Annotated in this window: 14 protein-coding genes; 4 read left to right on the forward strand and 10 right to left on the reverse strand. The window is 73.1% G+C overall.

Features of this window, described 5'->3' with window-relative positions:
- Positions 1–92: 92 nt before the first annotated feature.
- Together IEZ31_RS15985 and IEZ31_RS15990 are read right to left on the reverse strand one after the other, a co-directional pair.
- On the reverse strand, positions 93–920 hold the full coding sequence (locus IEZ31_RS15985) for an EamA family transporter (protein WP_190250630.1): 828 nt from the start codon (positions 918–920) through the stop codon (positions 93–95).
- 79 nt (positions 921–999) lie between these two features.
- Entirely contained in the window at positions 1000–1653 is a 654-nt protein-coding gene (locus tag IEZ31_RS15990; protein WP_190250631.1) for a B3/B4 domain-containing protein, read from the reverse strand.
- A gap of 26 nt (positions 1654–1679) precedes the next feature.
- On the opposite strand from IEZ31_RS15990, the gene IEZ31_RS15995 reads away from it, so the two are divergent.
- A complete protein-coding gene (locus tag IEZ31_RS15995; protein ID WP_229835124.1) occupies positions 1680–2291 on the forward strand; it encodes a helix-turn-helix domain-containing protein in 612 nt (203 codons plus the stop codon).
- A gap of 36 nt (positions 2292–2327) precedes the next feature.
- Here the strand turns inward: IEZ31_RS15995 and ileS are convergent, their stop codons facing one another.
- Positions 2328–5441, reverse strand: coding sequence for an isoleucine--tRNA ligase (gene ileS, locus IEZ31_RS16000; RefSeq protein WP_190250632.1), 3114 nt, complete (start codon positions 5439–5441; stop codon positions 2328–2330).
- Between the two features lie 348 nt (positions 5442–5789).
- Here ileS and IEZ31_RS16005 point away from each other — a divergent pair, with 348 nt between their 5' ends.
- A complete protein-coding gene (locus tag IEZ31_RS16005; protein ID WP_190250633.1) occupies positions 5790–7313 on the forward strand; it encodes a chitinase in 1524 nt (507 codons plus the stop codon).
- Positions 7314–7466: 153 nt separating this feature from the next.
- Here IEZ31_RS16005 and IEZ31_RS16010 read toward each other — a convergent pair whose 3' ends face one another.
- Both IEZ31_RS16010 and ndk read right to left on the reverse strand, forming a co-directional pair.
- A complete protein-coding gene (locus tag IEZ31_RS16010; RefSeq protein ID WP_190250634.1) occupies positions 7467–8204 on the reverse strand; it encodes a hypothetical protein in 738 nt (245 codons plus the stop codon).
- Positions 8205–8355: 151 nt separating this feature from the next.
- Positions 8356–8769 (reverse strand): nucleoside-diphosphate kinase, encoded by a 414-nt coding sequence (ndk, locus tag IEZ31_RS16015; protein ID WP_190250635.1) that lies wholly within the window; start codon positions 8767–8769, stop codon positions 8356–8358.
- Between the two features lie 139 nt (positions 8770–8908).
- Between ndk and IEZ31_RS16020 the strand changes: the two genes are divergently transcribed.
- A complete protein-coding gene (locus IEZ31_RS16020; protein WP_190250636.1) occupies positions 8909–11476 on the forward strand; it encodes a VOC family protein in 2568 nt (855 codons plus the stop codon).
- An 18-nt stretch (positions 11477–11494) separates the two neighbouring features.
- Here IEZ31_RS16020 and IEZ31_RS16025 read toward each other — a convergent pair whose 3' ends face one another.
- The 4 genes from IEZ31_RS16025 to IEZ31_RS16040 all read right to left on the reverse strand — a co-directional run bounded on the left by IEZ31_RS16025 (position 11495) and on the right by IEZ31_RS16040 (position 16838).
- Positions 11495–12469: a helix-turn-helix transcriptional regulator gene (locus IEZ31_RS16025; RefSeq protein ID WP_190250637.1), complete on the reverse strand. Its 975-nt coding sequence runs from the start codon at positions 12467–12469 to the stop codon at positions 11495–11497.
- Between the two features lies 1 nt (position 12470).
- A complete protein-coding gene (locus IEZ31_RS16030; protein WP_190250638.1) occupies positions 12471–12824 on the reverse strand; it encodes a DUF4233 domain-containing protein in 354 nt (117 codons plus the stop codon).
- Complete coding sequence (locus IEZ31_RS16035; protein WP_190250639.1) at positions 12821–14143, reverse strand: bifunctional folylpolyglutamate synthase/dihydrofolate synthase; 1323 nt, start codon at positions 14141–14143, stop codon at positions 12821–12823. Before IEZ31_RS16035 ends, IEZ31_RS16030 begins: the two co-directional genes overlap by 4 nt.
- A 61-nt stretch (positions 14144–14204) precedes the next feature.
- Entirely contained in the window at positions 14205–16838 is a 2634-nt protein-coding gene (locus tag IEZ31_RS16040) for a valine--tRNA ligase (protein WP_373294604.1), read from the reverse strand.
- 73 nt (positions 16839–16911) lie between these two features.
- Here IEZ31_RS16040 and IEZ31_RS16045 point away from each other — a divergent pair, with 73 nt between their 5' ends.
- Positions 16912–17763: a hypothetical protein gene (locus IEZ31_RS16045; protein WP_190250640.1), complete on the forward strand. Its 852-nt coding sequence runs from the start codon at positions 16912–16914 to the stop codon at positions 17761–17763.
- Positions 17764–18026: 263 nt separating this feature from the next.
- Here IEZ31_RS16045 and IEZ31_RS16050 read toward each other — a convergent pair whose 3' ends face one another.
- Positions 18027–18662 carry a hypothetical protein gene (locus tag IEZ31_RS16050; protein WP_190250641.1) on the reverse strand — a complete coding sequence of 212 codons (636 nt, stop codon included), beginning with the start codon at positions 18660–18662 and terminating at the stop codon, positions 18027–18029.
- Between the last annotated feature and the right edge of the window lie 138 nt (positions 18663–18800).

The following is an 18800-nucleotide window of genomic DNA, read 5'->3' on the forward strand; positions in this document are numbered from 1 at the left end:
GAGCCTCCGGTCAGCCGCAGGCGCCACAGCGTGGGCAACACCACCCACGGTCAGGTCAGCGCCTCACACGGGCCCGATCACCCGGACGGTCGTCAGGACGCGACCAGCACCAGCGCCGTCGCGGCGAGGCCCAGGCCGGCCAGTTGGACCGGCCGCATGCGCTCGCGGTCGATCGCCATGGCCAGCAGGACGGTCGTCACCGGGTACAGCGACGCGACCGGCGCGATGATGCTCAGGTCGCCGCGGTGCACGGCCAGCAGGTACAGCGCGTTCGCGGTCATGTCCAGCGCGCCGGCCAGGACCAGCCAGCGCAGCGTCGCGCCCCGGGGCAGGCCCTGGAACCGGCGCACGAGCGGATAGCCGCCGACCGCCAGCGCGGCGAGCTGGGCGCCCAGGACCGGCCAGAGGCCGCCGTCCCCGCCCGCCCGGTCCAGGCAGGTGAAGAACAGCCCGAACATCAGGCCGGAGAGCAGGGCCAGGCCGATCAGGCCCCGGGTGACTCGGGCGCCCGTGGAAGGGGCCAGGCTGACCAGGCCGATCGCCACGATCGCACAGCCGGCGCCGGTGAGCGCGACCGCGCCCGGGCGCTCGCCGGAGACCAGCCCGACGACGACCGGCAGCAGCGCCGTGGTGACCGCGCTGACCGGGGCGACCACGGCCATCGCGCCGCCGGCCAGGGCGCGGTAGAACACGAACATCCCCAGCACGCCGAAGACACCGGCGGCGGCGCCCCAGGCCAGCGCCGGCAGGCTCGCCGAGGCCGGTATCAGCATCAGGTACAGCAGGAGCAGCGGCAGGCTCGCCGCCTTCGACAGGACCACGACCACCAGGGCGTCGGCCCGCTGGCTCGCCTTCCCGCCGGAGAAGTCGCCGACGCCCCAGACCAGCCCGGACAGCGCCGCGAGCAAGATCCCGATCATGCAGCCCCCGCTCCGCTCCGGCCGCATGCCGTCAACCTGAGCCGATGATGAGCGGCCCCTCCGCTGCGCTCCGGACCGCTCATGTGAGCCGCTCGATCCGCACCGAGTCGGCCTCCAGCAGCTCGCAGAGCATGGAGGCGGCCGGGGTCAGGTCGACGTCCAGGCCCTCCAGCAGGAACACCGCGCTGGTCGTGGCGTCGGTCAGGGCCGTGCGGCGGCCCTGGCGCCAGTTCCAGCGGCGGCAGGTCACGCCCACGTCGTCGCGCCAGACGACCTCGCCCGGCTCCGGCGCCTCGACCACCGCGACGCCGTCCTTCACCGTGTCGAACGGCTCGTCGAGCGAGCGGCCCGAGGCGCGGACCAGCCGCTCGGTGCCCACGAGGGCCGAGCGGTCCTCGCCGCCGATCGGCACGGCGAAGCGGATGCTCACCGCGTTGTAGGCGTCGACCAGGCGGTTCACCGAGGGCAGGTCGCCCCGGGCCGCCCGCCTGCGCAGCGCCTCGGCCGAGCAGGGGGTGCGCTGGGGTTTCGCGCCGAACGCGCGGTACACGTCGCGCCAGGCCTCCAGGTGGGGATGCGGCGCGGTCAGGTCGCCGGCCGCGGCCACGGCGTCGCGCAGCGCCGACCCGTCGCCCGGCCCGTTGCGCAGCCCGTCGGCGAGCACGGCGAGGACGGTAGCCTCATGGCCCACGGAACGGCACAGGTCAAGAACGTCGTCGGCGATCGCGAACATGCCCCAGTGGTACCACAATATTGACCGTGGAGGAAAACATAATGACCGCCGAGCACGAGGCACAGGCGGCCATCGCCCGCCACGTGAAGCTGCTCAGGCAGGGCCGACGCTGGTCGCTGGACGAGCTCGCGAGCCGCTCCGGTGTGAGCAAGGGCATGCTCGTGCAGATCGAGGGCGCCCGCACCAACCCGAGCATCGGCACGCTGTGCCGCATCGCCGAGTCGTTCGGCGTGAGCATCGGCCGGCTGCTGGAGGCCGCGCCCGAGCCGGACGTGCGGCTCGTCGGGGCCGACGAGCCGCCGGTGCTGTGGCGCGGCGAGGCCGGCGGCACCGGCCGGCTGCTGCGCGGGGTGAACGACCCGGCGTTCGTCGAGGTGTGGGAGTGGCGGATGGCGCCGGGCGAGGACCACGACTCGGGCGACCACGCGCCCGGCACCCGCGAGATCCTCCAGCTGCGCGAGGGCGCGCTGGTGGTGACCGTCGACGGCGCCGGCTACGCGGTGCGGGCCGGCGAGACGATCGACTTCCGCGCCGACCGCCCCCACGCCTACCGGAATTCCGGCGACGTGGAGGCGGTCCTCACGATGGTGGTCGTGATGCCCGAGGGCGAACGCGACCGGTCACAGCGAGTGACCTGAGCGCGGCGGCCATCGGGGACGGTCGCCTGAAAAATGTCAGACCCGGGCGACCCGCACCCGGACGGGGTCGCCCTCGCCGACCTCGCCGGCGAAGCCGTCGGGCACCGGGCCGAGCGTCACCGCCTGCGCGAGGGTCTCGCCGGCCACGAACGCCGAGTGCACGGCGAGCGCGTCGGCGACCGCCTGCGGGCCGTCCACCACGACGGTGATCCGGTCCGAGACGTTGAGATCCGCGTCGCGGCGGGCCTGCTGCACGACCCGCACCAGGTCGCGGGCGAGGCCCTCGGCGGCGAGCTGCGGGGTGACCGCGCTGTCGAGCACGACCACGCCCTCGCCGCCGGGCAGCGGCGCCGACTGCGTCGGGTCGGCGGCGACGAGCTTCAGCTCGTACTCGCCCTCCCGCAGCTCGACCCCGCCGGCCGTGACGGCGCCGCCGCCCTGGACGCCCCAGTCGCCGGCCTTGACCGCCTTGATGACCGCCTGCACGTCCTTGCCGAGCCGGGGGCCGAGCACCCGCGGCACCAGCGTGAGCACCCGCGTGCAGTGGGCGGCCACGTCGCCGGTGAACTCGACCTCCTTCACGTTCACCTCGTCGGCCACGAGCGCGCCGAACGGCCGCAGCGCGTCCGCGTTCGCGGTGGCCACGGTCAGCTGGGCCAGCGGCAGCCGGACCCGCAGCCCGCGCGCCTTGCGCAGCGACAGCGCCGCTGAGCAGACGTCCCGGACCGCGTCCATGTTCGCGACCAGCTCGTGGTCGGCCGGGAACCGCTCCGCCGAGGGCCAGTCGGTGAGGTGCACCGACCGCTCGCCGGTGAGACCGCGGTAGATCTCCTCCGCGGTCAGCGGGGCCAGCGGCGCCACGACCTGGGTCAGCGTCGAGAGCACGGTGTACAGCGTGTCGAACGCGTCCCGGTCGCCCGACCAGAAGCGGTCGCGCGACCGGCGCACGTACCAGTTGGTGAGCGCGTCGAGGTAGGCCCGGACGGTCCCGGCCGCACCGGACAGGTCGTACGCGTCGAACTGCCGTCCGACGGCGGCCACCAGCTCCCCGGTCTTCGCCAGGACGTACCGGTCCAGCAGGTCGGTGCTGTCGGTGCGGTACCGCGCGGCGTAGCCGTCGGCGTTGGCGTAGAGCGAGAAGAAGTACCACACGTTCCACAGCGGCAGCAGGACCTGCCGGACCGCGTCGCGGATGCCGGCCTCGGTGACCGGCATGTCGCCGCCGCGCAGCACCGGCGAGGCGACCAGGAACCAGCGCATGGCGTCCGAGCCGTACTCGTCGAACACCCGGTAGACGTCCGGGTAGTTGCGCAGGCTCTTGGACATCTTGCGCCCGTCCTCGCCGAGGAGGATGCCGTGGCTGACGCAGTTGCGGAACGCCGGCCGGTCGAACAGCGCCGTGGCCAGCACGTGCATGGTGTAGAACCAGCCGCGGGTCTGCCCGATGTACTCCACGATGAAGTCGCCCGGGTAGTGGTGCTCGAACCAGTCGCGGTTCTCGAACGGGTAGTGCACCTGGGCGAACGGCATCGAGCCCGACTCGAACCAGCAGTCGAGCACCTCGGGGACGCGCCGCATCACCGACTGACCCGTCGGGTCGTCGGGGTTGGGCCGGGTGAGGTTGTCGATCTCCGGGCGGTGCAGGTCGGCCGGCCGCACCCCGAAGTCGCGCTCCAGCTCGTCGAGCGAGCCGTAGACGTCGACGCGCGGATACTGCGGGTCGTCCGACTTCCACACCGGGATCGGCGAGCCCCAGAACCGGTTCCGGCTGATCGACCAGTCGCGGGCGTTGGCCAGCCACTTGCCGAACGAGCCGTCCTTGATGTGCTCGGGCGTCCAGGTGATCTGCTGGTTGAGCTCCACCATCCGGTCGCGGAACGTCGACACGGCGACGAACCACGACGACACCGCCTTGTAGACCAGCGGGGTGTCGCAGCGCCAGCAGTGCGGATACGAGTGGGTGTAGGAGTCGTGGCGCACCACGACGCCGGCCGCCTTGAGGTCGCGGATCACCGGCTTGTTCGCCTCGAAGACCTGCAGCCCCTGGTAGTCGGGGACGATCGAGGTGAACCGGGTGTGCTCGTCGACGGTCACCACCGTGGGGATGCCGACCGACGCGCAGGCGTTCTGGTCGTCCTCGCCGAAGGCGGGCGCCATGTGCACGACGCCGGTGCCGTCCTCGGTGGTGACGAAGTCCGCCCCGATCACCTGGAACGCGTTCGGGGTGTCCGCGAGATAGTCGAAGAGGGGGGTGTACCGCCGGCCGACGAGCTCGGCGCCGCTGACCGACCCCACGCGGGTCGCGTCGGCGAGCTCCTTCTCGTAGGCGGCGACCCGCGACTCGGCGAGGATGTAGCGGGCGCCGTTCTCCTCGAAGACCGCATACTCGATCTCGGGGCCGACCGCGACCGCCAGGTTCGACGGGAGCGTCCACGGCGTGGTCGTCCAGACGAGGATCTTCTCCCCGGTCTCCAGCTGGAACGCCACCGTCAGCGCCGGGTCCTGCCGGTCGCGGTAGACGTCCTCGTCCATCCGCAGCTCGGTGTTGGACAGCGGCGTCTCGCAGCGCCAGCAGTACGCGAGCACCCGGAAGCCCTCGTAGACCAGACCCTTGTCGTGCAGGGTCTTGAACGCCCACATGACGCTTTCCATGTAGTCGAGGTCGAGCGTCTTGTAGTCGTTGGTGAAGTCGACCCACCGGGCCTGCCGGGTGACGTAGCGCTCCCAGTCCTGGGTGTAGCGCAGCACCGACTCCTTGGTGGCCGCGTTGAACTTGTCGACGCCCAGCTGGAGGATCTCGGCCTTGGTCGTGATGCCGAGCTGCTTCTCCGCCTCGACCTCGGCGGGCATGCCGTGACAGTCCCACCCGAAGCGGCGCTCGACCCGGAAGCCCCGCATGGTCTTGTACCGCGGAACGACGTCCTTCGCGTAGCCGGTCAGCAGGTGGCCGTAGTGCGGCAGGCCGTTGGCGAACGGCGGGCCGTCGTAGAAGACGAACTCGTTGTCGCCGTCGACGCCGGCCGCGCGCTGCTCGACCGACGCCTCGAAGGTCCCGTCCTGCGCCCAGAACTCGAGCACCTCGCGCTCGACCTCGGGCAGGTTGGGGCTGGCGGGCACGCCCGCGCCGGTCCGGTGCATGGGGTAGGCCATCGGGGGCCACTCTCCTCGCGTGGTCTGCAGTTTCCTGTCCACGCGGGGACGAACCCGTCGCCGGGTCCGCGGTACCACCCCGCTTGCCGCCCGATCTTCCCGGCGGCCGCTCGTTGGCCGGCTGTGACGGGCCGTCCCGTCCGGTTCTACTGAGGCTCGCGCCCGTTCTTCCGGAGGCTCACCGGTGATGGCCGGGTCGATGCCTGTACGTCGAGGATACCGCGCCCCGCGAGCGGGTTTCCGGCCCACCCATAAGAAATAGTAAAGAAACCTTGACATTAATCGCGCGCTCGGCTTTCGTGGAGCACACGTCGACGCCCATCGACGCCACCCCCACCTGGAGCCGCCATGCGCCCACGCAAGATCGCCCTGCTCGCGGGGTCCGGCGCGGCCGTCCTGACCCTCGCCGGGGTCGCGATCGCCATGCCCGCCTCCGCCGCCGAACTGCTCACCAACCCCGGGTTCGAGACCGGCAACGCCTCGGGCTGGACCTGCGAGGCCGGCGCCTCGGTCACCTCGGGCGGCGCCCGCTCGGGCACCTGGAAGCTGGCCGGGACGCCCGGCGGCGGCACCGCGAAGTGCTCGCAGACGGTGTCGGTCCAGCCCAACACGAAGTACACCTTCTCGGGCTACGTCAACGGCTCCTACGTGTTCATCGGCGCCACCGGCGGGGTGGACGCGAGCACCTGGACCCCGGGCACCGGGGGCGCCTACGCGCCGCTGTCGGTGTCGTTCACCACCGGCGCGTCCCAGACCTCGGCCGTCGTCTACGTCCACGGCTGGTACGGCCAGCCCGCGTACACCGCCGACGACTTCTCGGTGAGCGGCCCCGGCGGCAACCCGACGACCGCGCCGCCGACCACGGCGTCGCCGTCGCCGTCCCGCTCGTCGGCCTCGCCGTCCGCGTCGCCGTCGCGTTCGCCCTCGCAGTCCGCTTCGCCGTCGCCGTCGACCTCCCAGCCGCCGACCGGATCGCTGCCGAAGCACTTCCTGACCGGGTACTGGCAGGACTTCGTCAACGGCGCGGCCAAGCTGCGGCTGCGGGACGTGCCGGCCGAGTACGACCTCATCGACGTCGCGTTCGCCGAGACCGGCTCCCAGCCCGGCCAGCTCACCTTCCAGGTCGACCCGGGCCTGTCGGCGGCGCTCGGCGGGTACACCGACGCCGACTTCAAGGCCGACGTCGCCACGCTGCACTCGCGGGGCAAGAAGGTGATCCTCTCGGTCGGCGGTGAGGCCGGCCGGGTGAGCGTCGGCGACGCCACCGCCGCGACGAACTTCGCGAACAGCGCGTACTCGCTCATGCAGCAGTACGGGTTCGACGGCGTCGACATCGACCTGGAGAACGGGCTCAACCCGACCTACATGGCCCAGGCCCTGCGCGCGCTGCGGGCCAAGGCCGGCGCGAACCTCATCATCACCATGGCGCCGCAGACGATCGACATGCAGTCCACGGGCAGCAGCTACTTCGCGCTCGCCCTGTCGATCAAGGACATCCTGACGGTCGTCTACACGCAGTACTACAACAGCGGCAGCATGCTCGGCTGCGACCAGATGCAGGCGTACTCGCAGGGCACGGTCAACTTCATCACCGCGCTCGCCTGCATCCAGCTGGAGAACGGCCTGCGCCCCGACCAGGTCGCCGTCGGCCTGCCGGCCGGCCCCGGCGCCGCGGGCGGCGGCGTGGTCTCGCCGACCGTCGTCAACCAGGCGCTCTCCTGCCTGGCGACGGGGACGAGCTGCGGAACTTTCAAGCCGCCGCACACCTACCCGGGCATCCGCGGGGCGATGACCTGGTCCATCAACTGGGACGTCACGAACGGCAACAACTTCGCTCGCACCGTGAAGCCCCACCTCGCCACACTGCCCTAGATCTTCCGGACCTGATTCGTGGGGAGGGCAGTGGTTCCCGCGGCCGACGTCGGCAGCGGCCGCGGGAACCGCCGCCCGTAGCGCAGCTTTCCTCCACCAACACCGTGTGGGGAGCGGGTGTCCCAGCACCCGCTCCCCACACGACTGTCTTCCTCAGTGCGCGCCGAAGGTCGGCATCGGCGCCGGGATGATCGGGATCATCCCGCCCGGCACGTCGGTCGGGTCGGGCATCGGGATCGTGCCGCCCGGCGCCGGCACGCCCAGGGTGCCGGTCGGGTTCGGCACCACCGTGAACGTGTCCGTCGGGTACGGCAGCACCGTGCAGGCCACGGACGGGCCCGGCACGACGGTTTCCGTCGGCAGCGGCACGCCGGCCGTGCCGGTCGGGTTCGGCAGCGGCACGCCCACGGTGTCCGTCGGCGTCGGGTACGAGTACGGGTTCGTGGTGTCCGCCGGCGTGGGCAGCGGGCTGGAGCCGTTCATGCCCGGCGGGACGATGATCACCGCGCCGGTGCCGGACGGGCTCGGCGCCGGCGTCCCGGCGCCCGGCACGGTCGGGACGGCGCCCGGGATGGTGCCGGTCGGGTTCGGCACGGCCGTGAACGTGCCGGTCGGGCTCGGCACACCGGGGCTCGCCGTGGCGCACGGGTCGTCGAACACGCCCGGATCGGTGGTCGGCGTCGCCGCCGGGTCGGGCGGCAGCGCGGTGCTCCACGGATCCCGCGGCGGCGTCTCGGCAACCCCGCCGGGGCCGGTGGTCGTGGCGGCGGCGGTGGTCTGCTGGACCACCCCGGCGGTCAGGACCGCGGCACAGCACGCGGCCCCGACCACGACGGGCGTCCGGCGCCGGCGAGCGGCTCGGGTCGGCTGGTGGTCCTCGGTGACAGGCATTTCCTGAATCCCCCGTTGATCTCGGCTGCGGGCCGGGCGCCACGGGTGATCGGGCGGACGGCCCCTCCACCTCACGGTTGCACGGAGGGTGGCCGACCAGGTGGAAAGCGGGCTATTCGCCCACGGCACCGGGAGAAGCTGGAATAATGCCTTATTCGGCCAGCTCGGGGAACCAGAGCGCGATCTCGCGCTTGGCGCTGTCGGGCGAGTCCGAGGCGTGCACGAGGTTCTCGCGGTTGGAGAGCGACAGGTCGCCCCGGATGCTGCCCGGCTGGGCCTTGCGGCCGTCGGTCGCGCCGATGAGCGTGCGCACGACCGTGATGGCCTCGTCGCCGGCGACGATCAGCGACACCAGGGGGCCGCCGGTCATGAAGTCGCGCAACGGCGGGTAGAAGTCGCGCTCGACGTGCTCGGCGTAGTGCTGGTCGGCCAGTGCCACGTCCATGGTGCGCAGGGTCATCGCGTCGATGGTGAGCCCCTTGCGCTCCAGTCGGGAGATGACCTCACCGACGAGACCGCGCCGGACGGCGTCCGGCTTGATGAGAACGAGCGTGCGCTCGGCCACGACGATCCTCCAAAGCTGGTGCTGGTACCACCCGGAGCCTACCCAGCGTCACCGAACCGGCCCCGCCAGGGTGCCGCGGACTTCCGTTTGGGTGATGATCAGGCATAGCCTGGTGTCACAGTCGTCTGGGGAGGTCGACTTGCCGTCCCGCACCAATCCGCCGTCGTCCGGCAGCCGGGGGCTCGTCATCGCATCGTTGGTCCTCGTGGGCGGCCTGCTGGCCTCCTGCGGCTGGGGCCAGGAGAATCCGGTGCTCGTCGCGCTGGGCGTCGTCGTGGTGGCTGCCGGCCCGCTCGGCGTGATGTTCCTGAACTCGCGCAACCGCGTCCGGCAGTATGTCTACGGTCAGGCCACAGTGGACGACATCTCGCCCCGGCCGTCGACCGAGGCCCGCGCCGCCCGCGCCCGGCTGCGCCTGACGGTCCGCGCGACCGGCATCAACGGCGTCTCCGTGTCGCTGACGGATCCGGCGGTGCCGCTGGAGAAATGGCCGGAGCCCGGCGCCACCCTGCCGGTGCGGGTGCTCAAGGGCAAGCCGGCCCGGGTGACCGTCCGCTGGGACCGCGTGCAGACGCACGAGGAGGCGATGGCCGAGGAGCTGCTCACCCCGCCCGGCACGCCCCCGTCCCCCCGCAACAGGTACTCGGTCGATGGCGAGAGCTACCTCGACGCCCCGCTGCACATCCCGCCCGACGACCGCCCGACGATGGATCTGCCGCCGGTCACCGCCCCGATCACCGAGCCGCCCCGCCACGCCGGCCGCCCGATCGTCTCCGGCGGCGGCCCGGCGACGGCGGTCGCGGACCGCCCGGCCCGCCCGGCCGGCCCGGAGGCGCCCGAGGGCATGCGGGCCGAGCCCCTGGCCGCCTCCCGCGCCGAGGCCGTGCAGGCCGCCGAGGCCGAGGCACTGGCGGGCGGGGAGCTGCGCGAGGACGACGTGGAGGTCGCCGAGCCGCCGGCCGGGGCCGGGCACCACCTGCCGCCCGCGGTCGACGCGCTGGCGACCGGCCGCCCGGAGCCCGAGGAGATCCCCACCTCCGCCCAGGCCGCCGGCGCGGAGCCGGCCGGGCCGGGCACCGCGCTGGTGCCGGCGCAGGGGGTGCGCTCCGACTGGCGGCCCGACCGCACGACGGCGATGCGGACCGAGTCCTCGCAGGGCGTGCGGGTCGACGCACCGCTCGGCCTCAGCGACCACCCCAACGGGCCGGTCGAGACCCGGGCCGCGCTCGGCAGCGTGTCCGCCGACGACGAGCCGTGGGTGGGCCGGCTGCCCTCCCGGCCGGTGCCGGGCAGCGGCCACCGCCGGCCCAGCCCCCGGCCCCGTCCGAGCCCACGCCCGAGCCAGCGGCGCCGCACGGAGAAGCCGGACGCCGACCGCGACAGCCTGTCGCTGCTGGGGACGGTGGCGCCGCCGGACGAGTACACGATCCCCGAGGGCGGCTCCCTGCTGACCCCGACCGAGACACCGCCGGCCGAGGCACCGCCGGCCGGCACCGCGCCGGCCGGGACCGCCGAGGACGCCGTGGTGGAGGAGGCCGCGGCCGAGCCGGTGACGGTGTCCACCGTGGACGGCGAACCGGCCGCCGAACCCCTCGCCGAGCCCCTCGCCGAGGCCGGCGCCGACGCGAAGATCGGCCCGGAAGCCGAGCCGGACACCGAACCGGAGACCGAGCCGCTGGCCGAGGTCCCGCCGGAGGCCGTCTCCACCACCGTGTCCACCGTGTCCACCGTGGACAGCGAACCGGCAACCGAGCCCCTCGCCGAGGCCGCGCCGCTCGCCGCGCCGCTGACCGAAGCCGAGCCCGGCAGCGAGCCCCTCGACGAGACCGGCAGCGGCGCCGAGGCGCCGCCGGTCATCGCGTCGTACCCGGACCGGGAGACCGAGCAGCTGCCGATCCGGCTGCCCCGCCTCGAACACACCGCCGACCGGTTCACCGGGCCCGACGCGACGCCCGTGGAGACGCTCGAAGGCACCGTCCTCGACGCGCCCGCCGACGAGCCGCCGGCTCCCGCCGGGGAGCTGGCACCCGCCGTCGAGGAGGAGACGCCGCCCGCGGTCGTCGAGGAGCCCACCGCTGAACCCGGCCGGGCCGCCTCGGCCTGGGCGGCCAACGGGCGGGGGCCGGTGCCCGTCGGGGCCGGGCTGTACAGTGCGCCGCCCATCTGGCCCAAGCCCCGCGAGGCCGGGCCGGCCGACGACGACGAGGCGGTGACGCCCGACCCGTACGCGACGGAGCACTACCTGCCGGAGGACCAGCTCGAGGAGCAGCCGCTGGCGGAGGGGGCCGTCGCCGAGTTCCTCGCCGCCTCCCCGCGCCAGCAGGCGATGCCGCTCAACGGGGTCGCCGGGGTGAGCGTCACGCTCATCGTGTCCGACCTGCAGCGGTCGCTGCGCTTCTACCGCGACACGATCGGGCTCACCGAGCTCGACAGCGGGCCGACCAGCGCCGTGCTCGCCAGCGGCGACGCCCGGGTCGTGCTGCGCCGGGTCGCCGACATGCCGCCGGTCGACCGTCGGGTCGTGCACCTCAACCTGGAGGTGCCCGACGTGTACGAGGCGTACGAGCGGCTGCGCGAGCAGGGCGTCGACTTCGTGCACCGGCCCCGGGTGGTGCCGCAGGGCGAACAGCTGGAGCTGTGCTCGGCGACGTTCCGCGACCCCGACGGGCACGCGATCGCCCTGACCCGCTGGGAGCTGCGCCGCTGAACCGCCGCTGAACCGCCGCTACGACCCGTCGTAGCGGCGCAGCGTCTCGGCCGCCTGCGCGCGCATGAGCGCCCGCAGCTCCGGCGGGTCGAGCACCTCCACGTCCGGCCCGAACCGGCCCAGGTCGATCCGCGCGTGCTCGAACGACTCGAGGGGCAGCACCACGCGGACCCGGCCGTCGGCGTCGGGCTCGCCGGCCGTCTCCCGCAGCGCCCGCTCGGCGACGGGGCCGAGCATCCACCACATGCCGGCGGCGCGCGGCCCCACCAGTACCGTCGCGAAGCCACTGCGGTAGAGCGTCTGCTGCAGCCGGTCCGACCACTCCAGCCAGTACCGCTGGAGATCGAAGCCGGGCAGGCGCTCGAAGCGCTCGTCCAGCGCCGTCACCGCGTCCATGCGGGAGACCCGGTAGGCGTTGACGCGCTCGCGCCCCCGCGCCACGCAGTACCAGGCGGTGCCCTTGAGGACCAGGCCGAGCGGTTCGAGGGTGCGGTCGACCTCGGTGTTGTCCCATTTCGTGTACCGCAGCCGCAGCCGCCGCTGCTCCCAGACGGCCCCGGCGACGGTGTCGAGGTGCGGCGGCGCCTCCGGGTCGCGGAACCAGCCGGGCGCGTCGACGTGGACCCGCTCCTGGATGCGCTCGGCCGTCGAGCGCTGCTCCCGCGGCATCGCCGCCAGCAGCTTGAGCTGCGCCGCCTCCAGGGTCGGGCCGAGCCCGAGGTGCGCGGCGGTGGCGCCGCTGCCGGTCAGGAACAGCGCGGCCGCCTCGTCGGTGGTGAGCCCGGTGAGGCTGGTGCGGTAGCCGTCGACGAGCTGGTACCCGCCGGCCGGGCCGCGGTCGGCGTAGACGGGCACCCCGGACGCCGAGAGGGCCTCGATGTCGCGGTACACGGTGCGGACGGAGACCTCGAGCTCGTCGGCGATCTGCTGGGCGGTGAGCCGCCCGCGCGTCTGCAGGAGCAGCAGCGTCGACAGCAGCCGGCTCGCCCGCACGTCAGTCGGGCTTGTTCGCGTAGACCGAGCTCCGGACGTACAACACGTAGAGCCAGGTCAGCCCGAAGACGATGCCGAGCGCCAGGAGCGCCCAGTGCAGCGCGCCGCCGACGAGCAGCGCGACCTGCACGGCCAGCCCGGCCCACCACGCCCAGGCCCGCTTGAGCAGGCCGCAGAGCACGAAGCAGACCACCGCGAGGGCCACGCAGGTCCAGATGGCGGCGGTGTTGCCGCCGTCGCCGAGCTTGGCCAGCGGCAGCAGGGCGAGCAGCAGCACGACGCCCTCGACGGCGAGGGCGGCCGCGCCGACGCCGCGGACGGCCGCGCCCGGGTTCTTCAGGCCGGGGGTGCTCATCGCTTCAGCAGCCCGCGGGCGTCGGCGACGGTCACGACCGAGCCCGTGATGAGGATGCCGACCGTGCCGGGCACCGCGTTGTCGGACTCGGCGAGCGTCACGGCGGTGTCGATCGCGTCGGGGAACGCCGCTACCACGTGGACCCGGTCGGGGCCGAAGACCTCCTCGGCGAGCGCGCCCAGCTGCGCCGCCGACATGGCCCGCGGCGAGCTGTTGCGGGTGACGACGATGCTCTCGGTGATCGGCTCCAGCAGCTCCAGCATGCCCTCGACGTCCTTGTCGGCGAGCGCCGCGACGACCGCGACCAGGCCGGCGAACGCGAACTCCCCGGTCAGCGCCTTGACCGTGGCCCGCATGCCGGCCGCGTTGTGCGCGGCGTCGAGCAGGATCGGCGGCGAGTTGCGGACGCGCTCCAGCCGGCCCGGCGAGGTCGCGCCCGCGAACCCGTCGCGGACGGCCTCGGCGCTGAGCGACCGCTCGGTGCCGGCGCCGAGGAACGCCTCGACGGCCGCGAGCGCGAGCGCGGCGTTCTGCGCCTGGTGCTCGCCGTGCAGCGGCAGGAAGATCCCCTCGTAGACGCCGGACAGGCCCTGCAGGGTGAGCACCTGCCCGCCGACGGCGAGGTCGCGCTGCACCACGCCGAACTCGCGGCCCTCGCGGGCGATCGTCGCGCCGACCTCCGCGCAGCGCTCCAGGATCGGGCGCATCGCCTCCTCGGGCTGCAGCGCGCAGATGAGCGTCGAGCCCTTGTGGACGATGCCGGCCTTGGCCAGCGCGATGTCCTCGATGGTGTCGCCGAGCCACTCGGTGTGGTCGAGGCCGATCGGGGTGATGACCGTGGTCTGCGCCTGCAGCACGTTGGTGCTGTCGTCGGCGCCGCCGAGCCCGACCTCGACCACGGCCACGTCGACCGGCGCGTCGGCGAACGCGGCGAACGCCATCGCCGTGGTCATGTCGAAGTACGAGAGGGGCTCGTCGCTGCGCGCGTCGAGGTACTCGGCGAGCGGCGCGACCTCCTCGTACACCTCGACGAACCGCTCCTCGCTGATCGGCTCGCCCTCGATGCTGATCCGCTCGGTGATGCTCTGCAGGTGCGGGCTGGTGTACCGCCCGGTGCGCAGCCCGTGCGCGCGCAGCAGCGAGTCGATCATCCGGGCCGTCGACGTCTTGCCGTTGGTCCCGGTGAGGTGGATCGCCGGATACGCGCGCTGCGGGCTGCCGAGCGAATCGAGCAGCGCCTCGATCCGCGAGAGGTCGAAGACCATGCGGGTGAACCCCCGCCCCAGCAGGGCCTGATCAACCTCCGAGAACGTGGTCATGCCGCATGCCTTTCGTGCTGAGCCTCCCGGTGACCGGCCCCTCCGCTTCGCTCCGGACCGGTCACAGCGCGTCCAGCTGGGCGGCGATCCGGGCCAGGTCGGCCTCGGCGGCCGCCAGGCGCTGGCGGATCTTCGCCACCACGGGCTCGGGGGCCTTGTCGGTGAAGGCGGGATTGCCGAGCTTGGCCCGGCACTGCTCGGCCTCCTTCTCCGCCGCCGCCTTGTCCTTCGTGAGCCGGGCCCGCTCGGCCGCAACGTCGATCGCGCCACGGGTGTCGAGCTCGACGGTCACGCCGACGCCGACCGCCAGCTTCGCCGTCGCGGCGAAGTCGTCGCCGGCCGCGTCGAGCCGGGCCAGCGAGCGGATCAGGCCCTCGTGCGCCGTCAGACCGGCCCCGGCGAGGCCGTCGAGCCGGGCCACGACCCGCTGCGACGGCTTGACGCCCTGGTCGGCCCGGAACCGGCGGACCTCGGTGACGACCCGCTGCAGGTTGGCCAGCTCCGCCTCGGCCGCGTCGTCGATCCGCGACTCGTCGGCCACCGGCCACGCGGCGCGCACGACGGTGCGGTCGCCGGTGAGCGTGGTCCAGAGCTCCTCGGTCACGAACGGCATGATCGGGTGGAGCAGCCGCAGCAGGCGGTCGAGCACGTGGCCGAGGACGCGGCGGGTGCGTTCCTTGGCGGCCTCGTCGGTGCCGGACAGCACCGGCTTGGTCAGCTCCAGGTACCAGTCGCAGACGTCGTCCCAGGCGAAGTGGTACAGCGTGTCGCAGACCTTGGCCAGCTCGAACGCCTCGAACTGCTCGTCGACCTCGCCGATCACGTGCTGCAGCCGGGACAGGACCCACCGGTCGACCGTGGTGAGCTCCTCCTGCGCGGGCAGCTCGCCGGCGAGCGTGGCGCCGTTGCTCAGCCCGTAGCGCGTGGCGTTCCACAGCTTGTTGCAGAAGTTCCGGGCGCCCTGCACCCAGTCCTCGCTGACCGGCACGTCCGCGCCCGGGTTGGCGCCGCGGGCCAGCGTGAAGCGGGTGGCGTCGGCGCCGAAGCGCTCGATCCAGTCCAGCGGGTCGACGACGTTGCCGAACGACTTCGACATCTTCTTGCCGTACTGGTCGCGGACCATGCCGTGCAGCATGATCACGTCGAACGGCTGGCGGCCGTCCATGGCGTAGAGCCCGAACATCATCATGCGGGCGACCCAGAAGAAGAGGATGTCGTACCCCGTGACGAGCACGCTCGTGGGGTAGAACTTCGCCAGGTCGGCGGTCTGGTCGGGCCAGCCGAGCGTGGAGAACGGCCACAGCGCCGAGGAGAACCAGGTGTCGAGGACGTCGGGATCCTGGGTCCAGCCCGGGCCGCTCGGGGCCTCCTCGTCGGGTCCGACGCAGACGACCTGGCCCTCCGGCCCATACCAGACCGGGATGCGGTGCCCCCACCACAGCTGCCGCGAGATGCACCAGTCGTGCATGTTGTCGACCCACCCGAAGTACCGCTTGGTGAGCTCCTGGGGCTCGACCCGCACCCGCCCGTCGCGCACGGCGTCGCCGGCCGCCTTCGCGAGCGGGCCGGTGCGCACGAACCACTGCAGCGACAGCCGCGGCTCGACCGTCGTGCTGCACCGCTGGCAGTGCCCGACGGCGTGCACGTAGGGCCGCTTCTCGGCGACGATGCGCCCCTCGGCCCGCAGCGCGGCGACGACCGCCGGCCGGGCCTCGAAGCGGTCGAGACCCAGGAACGGCCCGTGCACGGTGATCACGCCGTGCTCGTCCATGATCGTCAGGTTGGGCAGGTGGTGCCGCTGGCCGATCTCGAAGTCGTTGGGGTCGTGCGCCGGCGTGACCTTGACCGCACCGGTGCCGAACGCCGGGTCGACGTGCTCGTCGGCGACGATCGGGATCCGCCGCCCGGTCAGCGGCAGCTCGACCTCGGTGCCGACCAGGTGCCGATACCGCTCGTCGTCGGGGTGCACGGCCACCGCCGTGTCGCCGAGCATGGTCTCCGCCCGGGTGGTGGCCACGACGATCGCGCCGTCGCCGTCGCCGTAGCGGATCGAGACCAGCTCGCCGTCGTCGTCGGAGTGCTCGACCTCGATGTCGCTCAGCGCGGTGAGGCAGCGCGGGCACCAGTTGATGATGCGCTCGGCCCGGTAGATGAGGTCGTCCTCGAACAGCCGCTTGAAGATGGTGAGCACGGCGCGGGACAGGCCCTCGTCCATCGTGAACCGCTCGCGGCTCCAGTCGACGGAGTCGCCGAGCCGGGTCATCTGCCCGAGGATCTTGCCGCCGGACTCGGCCTTCCACTGCCAGACGCGCTCGACGAACGCCTCCCGGCCGAGGTCGTGGCGCGACAGGCCCTCGCCCGCCAACTGCCGCTCGACCACGTTCTGCGTGGCGATGCCGGCGTGGTCCATGCCGGGGAGCCAGAGCGTCTCATACCCCTGCATGCGCCGCCGGCGGGCCAGCGAGTCCTGGACGGTGTGGTCCAGGGCGTGGCCGATGTGCAGCGACCCGGTGACGTTCGGGGGCGGCAGCACAATCGTGAACGGCGGGCGGTCGCTCTTCGCGTCCGCCTGGAAGAGGCCGTCGGCTACCCATTGCTCATACCGCCGCTGCTCGACGTCACCGGGCGCGTACTGAGCCGAGAGCGCCGGGGCCCCGCCGGGGGTTGCCTCGCTCGTCAGTGGAGTATCCGTCACACGCAAAGTCTAGAACTGTCGCACGGGGGGTCTACGCTCGCCAGTGCCCCCTCACTCAGGAGACTGATCGACGGTGACCTACCCGCCCCGCCCGCCGGACGACGAGCCGCGTTCCCAGCCGTTCCAGCCGATGTCGTATGACCTCGCGCCCGAGTTCGGCACGCCGCCGCCACCGCCTGCGGACGCCCCGGCGTACGGGCCGCCACCCGGCTATCAGCAGCCTCCGCCGCCCGCTCCGGCCTATCCGCCGGCCGCCTACCAGGCACCCGCGCCCGTGGGCCCGCCGCCGGTCGTGCCGCCCGGATACGGGCCGGGGCCGGCCTACCCGGCGCCGCCGCCGATGGTGCCGTCCGCGCCGCCGAAGAAGGCCAGCGCCCTGAAGGTCACGCTGAGCATCGTCGGCGGCGTCTTCCTGGTGTGCGCGATCGCCGCCTGCGTCTTCCTCTACCCGGTGTTCTCCGAGGCCGGCGCCACGGTGTCGGCCCCGGCGACGCTCCCCGGCGGCCTGCAGAAGCAGGACTCGGACACGATGCAGCAGCTGGCCGACTCCCTGGAGTCCGACCTGCGCAACGACCTCGACACGGTCGACCAGGTCGCGGCCGGCATCTACGCCGACGGCAACGAGCAGAAGCCCGTGATCCTGGTGGCCGCCACCTCGACGATCCTCAGCCCGGCCTCGGAGCTGGACAAGGCCTTCAAGGGCTTCTCGAGCGGCTCGGACACGATCGGCAGCCCCACCGAGTACGACGCCGGCAAGTGGGGCGGCAAGCTGCGGTGCGCCGAGGGCACGAGCTCGGAGATCAACATGACGGTGTGCGCGTGGGCCGACCACGGCAGCCTGGGCGTCGGCGTCTTCGTCAACCGCGGGGCGCCGGAGTCCGCGGCCCTGTTCCGCGACATCAGGGACGTCGTCCAGAACCGCTGACCGCGCTCCGGGCCGGTCGCCGCCGTCGGGCAACGACCGGCCTCGTGCGCTGCGCGCTCTTGTCGCGCGCCCTTGTTGCGCGGTCTTGTTGCGCGGTCTTGTCGCGCGGCTGCCCTGAGCTCTGGCGCCCCGCTTTCGGCGGCGCGGTTCCGCACTCCGCACAGCTGAACCCGACCGCGGGTCCTTCGGCGTCGGCGCGACCGTCTCGCCGCTCAGCCGTTCGTTCCCGGCGCGGGTCGTGCCCGCTCCCCCGGCCACAGGGGTCAGGGGCGGTGTTCGACGGCCTGGCGGAGGTCGAGGATGGTCTTGGCGGCGTCGGCCGGCTGGCGGCCCGGCAGGAGGGCCACGCCGACGGAGCCGTTGTCGGCCCAGCCGCAGACCGTGAGGTCGCCGTCCTGGGTGGTGGTGACGCCGCAGCGGACCGTGCCGCCGAGGTCGCCGGCCGGGACGTCGTGGACGTTGCCTACGCCGCCGCTGTCGTCGGCCACCACCGCGAACGCGTCCTTGAGCGACTCCTCGGGCTTCCAGACCCGCGCGGTGCCCGCCACGAGGATGACGCTGCCGGCCTGGTCCTTGTAGATGAGGCCGACGCTGGCGTCGAGGTTCACCTCGGTGGCGATGGCGTCGCGGACGTACTCCGCGGTGTCCTTCGCGTCGTCGCTCTTGTCGAGCGTGAACGCCCCCACCTGGTCCGGCGACCGCAGCTCGACGTCGCTCTGCTGGAGCACCCGGAGCACGGTCGGCCCGTACACGATGCCCGACACCAGCACCGCCACCCCGGCGATGGCGGCGCAGACGATTGCGATCCGCTTGATCGGTAGCCCAGAACGCGGCGCTTCCTCGCGCTCCTCGTCCTCGTGCTCGTCCGTCGATCGAAACAGCCCAGAGGGTTCGGCCATCGGCGCAGCGTAGCAGCGCCGGCTAAGTCCCTCGTCCAGGGTGTTGTGCGGCATTCCCAGGAAACGCTTCAGGGGCCCACCGGAATCGGTGGGCCCCTGAAGGAAAGTTTGTCCGGCGGCGTCCTACTCTCCCACACT

The sequence above is a fragment of the Dactylosporangium sucinum genome, from assembly GCF_014647515.1.
GTDB lineage: Bacteria > Actinomycetota > Actinomycetes > Mycobacteriales > Micromonosporaceae > Dactylosporangium > Dactylosporangium sucinum.

Excerpts from the sequence above, each read along its gene's own strand:
- IEZ31_RS15985 (WP_190250630.1), bottom strand. The coding sequence starts at position 920 with ATGATCGGGATCTTGCTCGCGGCGCTGTCCGGGCTGGTCTGGGGCGTC.
- IEZ31_RS15990 (WP_190250631.1), bottom strand. The coding sequence starts at position 1,653 with ATGTTCGCGATCGCCGACGACGTTCTTGACCTGTGCCGTTCCGTGGGC.
- ileS (WP_190250632.1), bottom strand. The coding sequence starts at position 5,441 with ATGGCCTACCCCATGCACCGGACCGGCGCGGGCGTGCCCGCCAGCCCC.
- IEZ31_RS16005 (WP_190250633.1), top strand. The coding sequence starts at position 5,790 with ATGCGCCCACGCAAGATCGCCCTGCTCGCGGGGTCCGGCGCGGCCGTC.
- IEZ31_RS16010 (WP_190250634.1), bottom strand. The coding sequence starts at position 8,204 with ATGCCTGTCACCGAGGACCACCAGCCGACCCGAGCCGCTCGCCGGCGC.
- IEZ31_RS16030 (WP_190250638.1), bottom strand. The coding sequence starts at position 12,824 with ATGAGCACCCCCGGCCTGAAGAACCCGGGCGCGGCCGTCCGCGGCGTC.
- IEZ31_RS16035 (WP_190250639.1), bottom strand. The coding sequence starts at position 14,143 with ATGACCACGTTCTCGGAGGTTGATCAGGCCCTGCTGGGGCGGGGGTTC.
- IEZ31_RS16050 (WP_190250641.1), bottom strand. The coding sequence starts at position 18,662 with ATGGCCGAACCCTCTGGGCTGTTTCGATCGACGGACGAGCACGAGGAC.